Genomic DNA, 5,861 nt, shown 5'->3' with positions numbered 1-5,861 from the left:
AGTGGGGGAGTGGGGGAGTGGAAAAATTAATATTTTCGGTCTTCCGTCTTCCTTTTCCCTCTTCCCGACGCCCTAATCCCGACGCCCTTTCTTTTGGCTTTTGACTTTCGACTTTTGACTTCGTGCTGCTTCCAGGAGCAAGCGCTGTTCGGCACGAGCTATGCAGGTGTAAGTACGCTCAACAGCATCCAAACTGACAGAAATTGAGGATATCCCCCACTCTACGAGGCGATCGATCAATTCCGGATACTTGGCTGGTGCTTGACCGCAAATCGAACAAGGAATACCCTCTTGTTTCGCTGTTCGGATCAGCTGAGCGATAGCTTCCATCACTGCCGGATGTCGCTCATCAAAACCTATTGCCATTTCGGCTCGATCCCGATCCACTCCCAGCAGCAATTGAGTCAGATCGTTAGTGCCGATCGAAATTCCCATGCACCCCGCCTTAATGTAATCCGGCAACAAAAATAGGATCGAAGGCACTTCTGCCATAATCCAAAGTTGAAAATGAGATTGATGGAGCAATCCTGCCTGCTCTACACGACTGCGACAGAAAGAAAACTCTTCAACCGTGCGAACAAATGGCAAGAGCAGGTTAACATTCGTGTAGCCGGATTGGTAAACCTTAACCAATGCCGACAATTCTACATCGAACAAAGATGGGTCTTGCAGGTAGCTGAATGTGCCTCGCATTCCCAACATCGGATTAACTTCGGAGGGAAAAGAAGGCGCTAAAGATTGAAATTCATGCGATCGCCAATCCAAAGAGCGATAAAAAACAGGGCGCGGGGCAAAAGCAGCGGCAAATTGACAGATAGTTTGAGCCATTAATTCAACGAGCTCTTGTTTTCGTCCCGAAGTCAGCCACCGACCGGGGTGTTGTCCCTGCAAAACTTCTAACATCATCAGTTCTGAGCGCAATAAGCCCACACCATCTACCGGTAAACTGGCAGCACGCTCAATAGTACTGGGCTGACTCAGATTAACGAGCAATTGAGTAGCTACGATCGGCGAAGTAGTAGCGGTGATTGGCAATTGGATATTGGGCATTAGACCTTGGGTATTAGCGATCGGCAGTTGTGCATCGGGCAATTCTGGCGTGTTGTGCAACACCCTAGAAATAGGATGTTGGGGATTGTAAATGAAAGGTTTTCCTACTTCTGTATGCCCCGTACCGGATACACTAGGCTCCATACTCCATTCCCCTTTTTCCCTGATGATGCTGGGGAATGCCGTTCTTTCTTTTCCAAGTAAATAAATTTCTCCTCGATCGCCATCCACCAACACAAATTCGTCGGATTGAATACTCTGAGTGGCATCCCTGACGCCGACTACCGCCGGAATTCCCAGTTCTCTGGCAATAATTGCCGCATGGCAAGTCATGCCCCCCTGTTCTGCTACCACTCCAGCTGCGTGTTTGAGCAGGGGCAGCCAATCTGGGTGAAAGGTTTTGACTACCAAAACTCTACCAGTTGAAGTAATTTCGGGGTTATGGCTGAAGGAAGCGATCGCTTGAGCCGGTGCGATCGCTCGTCCTCCAGCTGCCCCTATTCCCCTCAGCGGATGAGCGACTGAGGGTTCTTGACTGGAGCTGATTGATTGGGCATTCGGTGAGGAATGAGTAGTGAGGAATGAGTGTTGAGTTAAAATACTTTCTTCTACTGCTTGTCTGCTTGTCTCGTTGTCCGCTTGTCTCCCTTGTTCCCCTGAATCGAAGGCAAGCGAGGTTGATTCCATACTACCCATTTCCTGGGCACTACGAACTTGAGTAATATACAGTTCGGCTGCTGAACTTTCAGAACCTTTGGCTGTGAGCGTCCACTCTACTGTGAAAGCTGGCCCTATTTCATCTGTCAGCTGCTGAGCCAGCCGAATCAATTGCTTGAGATATTTTTCTTCTAAGGCGTAGAGTTGTTGTTGCTCCTCGCCGAGCGAATAGGTTTGTAGAGGTGAACTTAAGCCGTTTTTACTTTCGATTCCCTGCCAGGAGGGCAGTTCCTTAAGGTTATAAGCCAGAGTTTTTACGCCCAGTTGTTGCATCAGCACTGTACCGCTTTCTGGCTGCACTTGGTAGTAGTCGGGTAGGACTTCTCCTTTGATCAAAGCCATCCCCAGTCCGCAAGTGGCTTGAATTTCCCATAAGTTTGGGCTCGCTTGCACCAAACCGGCAGCGAGGCTGTTGTAAAGCGGCTGTACTAAGATAGCTAGGTTAATATGCTGGATTTGGATACCGTTACGCCGCCAGTACAGCAGGCTTCTGGCTCTAAATAGCTCTGCCCATACTCGTTTGATGGCGGCAGCTAGTGCCTCTTCGTTGCGATCGCAAACGTGGGCTTCCAGCAGTCCGGAAATCTTCAGGTCAGAAGTTACCCCTGTTTCCGATGGCAGTGCGAGGGAGGGGCGCAGAATTAGTGCCGATGCTTCTATACCTGCTGAAAAAGATGCTAGTGCGGTTTTCCATTCCGTTGGTAGGGTAGCTGTGGTGATTTCCTGACGGATGGCTCTAGCGACTAGCTGCAACTGTCGCGGATTATCAACATCGAGATGCAGCGAGGAATTTGGCAGATCCGCGAACAGGGGGTCAAACCAGTCTATCTTCTCCAGAAAATCGCGCAGTACTGATGCTTCGATCGCAAAACCGGGTATGACAGGATAACCCCTCTGCGCTAAGTGGCTGAGGTGGAACGCCTTTTCCCCTACCTGGAGGCGATCGCGGGGTTGAATCTGGTTTAGCCAGAGGAAATTATCCACAGAGATTTACAACCGTTGGAGGAGCCTTTCTATTTTCTTAACATTTATTTTCTCTTTTCTTTTATGTGGTTTTACGTGAAATTGCGGTAATCTCTCTTTCTGCTAGTACAAAATAATTTACGGGACGAGCAAAGAATGCTTGGGCCAACGGCAAGCAGTTTGAAAACGGAGCCGTCAAAAAGCTGGCGGCCCATCGCTGAATGCTGAAAGCCGATCGCCAGTTCACGACAGGGCTAAAATGAGGCAAGCGTTCCGACCCTCTGATTTGGCAAGCCTTGAGTTTTCTGCTCTACCCCGATCCCGACCGCAAGCGTTTCTCTCATAGGAGCGCATCAACACAAGTAAAGGAGTAGCGTTTCGATGACACGAGCCATTAATTTTGTCATTATTTTCCTGGTTTGCTTAGCTCTGGTTTTATTCAGCTTACAAAATACCGATCCTGTTGTTATTAAACTTTTCAAAGGGATTGACATACAAGCACCTTTGTGCATAGAAATTATAGTCACAATGGGGCTAGGAGCGGTGCTGGCGTGGATCTTTAGTATTTGGTCTCGACTGCTGCGAGTGCTGGAATCTCGCAAACAAATGCGCCAAATCCGCGAGAAAGATAGCCAAATTCAAAAGTTGGAAAAAGATCTCGAACAAATCAAAGCAGAAACTGCCGAAAGTAAATCCGAACTGCCAGTGGGATCAGAATCGGTGAGCAAAGCGGCATGATAGATACAAGCATTGGCTGAAATTTAGCGACATAAGTCTCGGTGAAGGCATGACCGTTCCGCAAGCACAAGAAGCGATCGCCTATTCACTCCCGACCGTGAATTACGCGAACCCAACAGGGCCGCAGGTTAGCGCGATCGCGCTGCTCATAGATCTAGCCGAGCGGGGAGAAATTGACCCGTGGGATGTGCAGGTGATCGACGCGATCGATCGCTGTTTGAACGAGATCGCTGCTTTAAGTAACGCCCAGGATGGTTTTGGCATCGCCGACCTGTCTCAATCCGGGCAAGCTTTTGTGGATGCGTCGCTACTGGTATTGCTCAAAGCTAACACCCTGGAGCGGTTGCAATTCGCTGATGAAGACAACCCCGATTCGGAAATAGAGGAAGATTGGTCGGATATCGATGACTCTGATGGGACTGGATTGCCGAGAAACTTGGAGCGTCAGTTACGCAGACGCCCAGCGGCCCAGCCGCCCAGCTATCGGCGAGTAACGCTGCAAGAGTTAATCGAGCAGTTGCAGTTAGTCGCAGCTGCAATTGCAGAAAAACCGCCGCGCCCCCGTTCTGGATCGACTCGCTCTTATTCTCAGGCTCGCACCCAGGCAGTACGGGCGGCGCTAGAACTTGTCCGCGAGGAAAACTCTGTAGAAATTGCCGCCGAACTGGAGCGGTTTTTGGCAATTTATTGCTCCGGTTTGCTTGCGGAGCAAGATTGGTTGGATCTGGAGCATTTGCTGATGCTGTGGGCGCAAAGAAGAAACGATCGAAATTCTTTCCCTTCTGTCCCAGCCTCCGATGCTGATTCCGCAGAGGCACAGTTACCTCCCCCCTATCCAATTCCCAGTTCCGATCTTTCATCTCAAGAGCAATTGCACGATCGAGTGGGCATTTTCTGGGCATTACTATTGCTGTCGGCTCAATCGAAAGTAGAGTTAGTTCAAGAGGAGTTCTACCAAGACTTGAGAATCCGCACTCTTCGATCGGGGGCTTAGCAGCGAAGATGTGGGTAAATGTGGGTAAATTGAGAGAATGTTTATAAACTGTCGTTGGCAGCTTTGTTTGCAGATGCCGTCAAGTTTGGATCGTCTGTCAGCGATGCGAGCAAAAACAAACCGCTGGTAGAACTGACGGTCTGATTCTGGCATCAACCTACGAGCGGCGAAAGTTTCGTCGCTCGTAGGCGCAACATCCGATTTGAAATGTAGTGGCCCAAGGTAGAGAGAAAGATATTTATGAAAGCCATGATTTTGGCGGCTGGGAAGGGTACCCGCATTCGTCCGATTACGTTCACCATTCCCAAACCGCTGATTCCTATCCTGCAAAAGCCAGTGATGGAGTTTTTAGTTGAATTGCTCCGCCAGCACGGTTTCGATCGAATCATGGTCAATGTCAGCCACTTGGCGGATGAGATCGAAAACTATTTTCGCGACGGTCAGCGGTTTGGCGTTCAAATAGCCTATTCTTTTGAAGGTCGAATTGTTGAGGGTAAGCTGGTGGGTGAGGCGATCGGTTCTGCCGGTGGTATGAAGCGCATCCAGGATTTTTACCCTTTCTTTGACGATACTTTTGTGGTGCTGTGCGGAGATGCCTTGATTGACCTGGATTTAACGGCGGCGGTGAAGTGGCACAGAGAAAAAGGTGCGATCGCTACCGTGATCACGAAGTCCGTCCCCAAAGAAGAAGTTTCTAGCTACGGCGTTGTCGTCACCGATGAAGATGGTCGAATTAAAGCCTTCCAAGAAAAGCCAAAGGTGGAAGAAGCTCTCAGCACCAACATCAACACTGGTATTTACATTTTTGAGCCGGAAGTTTTGGATTACATCCCCTCTGGCGTTGAGTACGACATCGGCAGTCAGTTATTCCCCAAGTTGGTGGAAATAAATGCGCCTTTTTATGCTGTGCAAATGGATTTCCAATGGGTGGATATCGGTAAAGTCCCCGACTACTGGCACGCCATTCGCAGCGTGTTGCTGGGAGAAGTCAAAAATGTGGCCATACCGGGACAAGAAGTTGCTCCCGGCATTTACACGGGGGTAAATGTCGCTGTTAACTGGGACAAGGTTGATATTACCGGGCCAGTTTACATTGGTGGGATGACGCGCATTGAAGATGGAGCCAAAATTATCGGTCCAACGATGATCGGCCCTAATTGCTGGGTCTGCAAGGGAGCTACTGTTGACAACAGCATCATTTTTGAATACTCTCGCTTGGGGCCGGGAATTCGCTTAGTAGATAAGCTGGTGTTTGGGCGCTACTGTGTGGATAAAACTGGTGCGACGATCGACGTTCAAGCAGCCGCTCTGGATTGGCTGATTACCGATGCGCGTCAGGAAGTGCCGAATCAAACGCCGATCGAACGGCAGGCGATCGCAGAACTCCTGGGCCAGGATA

General features: G+C 49.6%; 4 protein-coding genes. 3 read left to right on the top strand and 1 reads right to left on the bottom strand.

Translation table 11 applies throughout. The annotated features are described in order from the left end of the window. Positions 1-72 precede the first annotated feature (72 nt). On the bottom strand, positions 73-2,751 hold the full coding sequence (locus H6S82_RS34365; protein WP_190472793.1) for a putative PEP-binding protein: 2,679 nt from the start codon (positions 2,749-2,751) through the stop codon (positions 73-75). A 360-nt stretch (positions 2,752-3,111) separates the two neighbouring features. Here H6S82_RS34365 and H6S82_RS14305 point away from each other — a divergent pair, with 360 nt between their 5' ends. The 3 genes from H6S82_RS14305 to H6S82_RS14295 form a co-directional block, all read left to right on the top strand. Then, positions 3,112-3,468 (top strand): LapA family protein, encoded by a 357-nt coding sequence (locus H6S82_RS14305; RefSeq protein WP_190472796.1) that lies wholly within the window; start codon positions 3,112-3,114, stop codon positions 3,466-3,468. Positions 3,469-3,517: 49 nt separating this feature from the next. After that, positions 3,518-4,462 carry a ScpA family protein gene (locus tag H6S82_RS14300; RefSeq protein WP_190472799.1) on the top strand — a complete coding sequence of 315 codons (945 nt, stop codon included), beginning with the start codon at positions 3,518-3,520 and terminating at the stop codon, positions 4,460-4,462. A 240-nt stretch (positions 4,463-4,702) separates the two neighbouring features. Further along, the coding region (locus H6S82_RS14295) for an NDP-sugar synthase (protein ID WP_191056341.1) at positions 4,703-5,861 on the top strand (1,159 nt) is incomplete at its 3' end.

It is taken from the genome of Planktothrix sp. FACHB-1355, from assembly GCF_014748295.1.
GTDB lineage: Bacteria > Cyanobacteriota > Cyanobacteriia > Cyanobacteriales > Aerosakkonemataceae > Aerosakkonema > Aerosakkonema funiforme_A.
This window is presented reverse-complemented; position numbering and strand designations above follow the sequence as displayed.

What these genes read in the sequence shown, in the direction of transcription:
- H6S82_RS14300 (WP_190472799.1), top strand. Translation starts at nt 3,518, where the DNA reads ATGACCGTTCCGCAAGCACAAGAAGCGATCGCCTATTCACTCCCGACC.
- H6S82_RS14305 (WP_190472796.1), top strand. Translation starts at nt 3,112, where the DNA reads ATGACACGAGCCATTAATTTTGTCATTATTTTCCTGGTTTGCTTAGCT.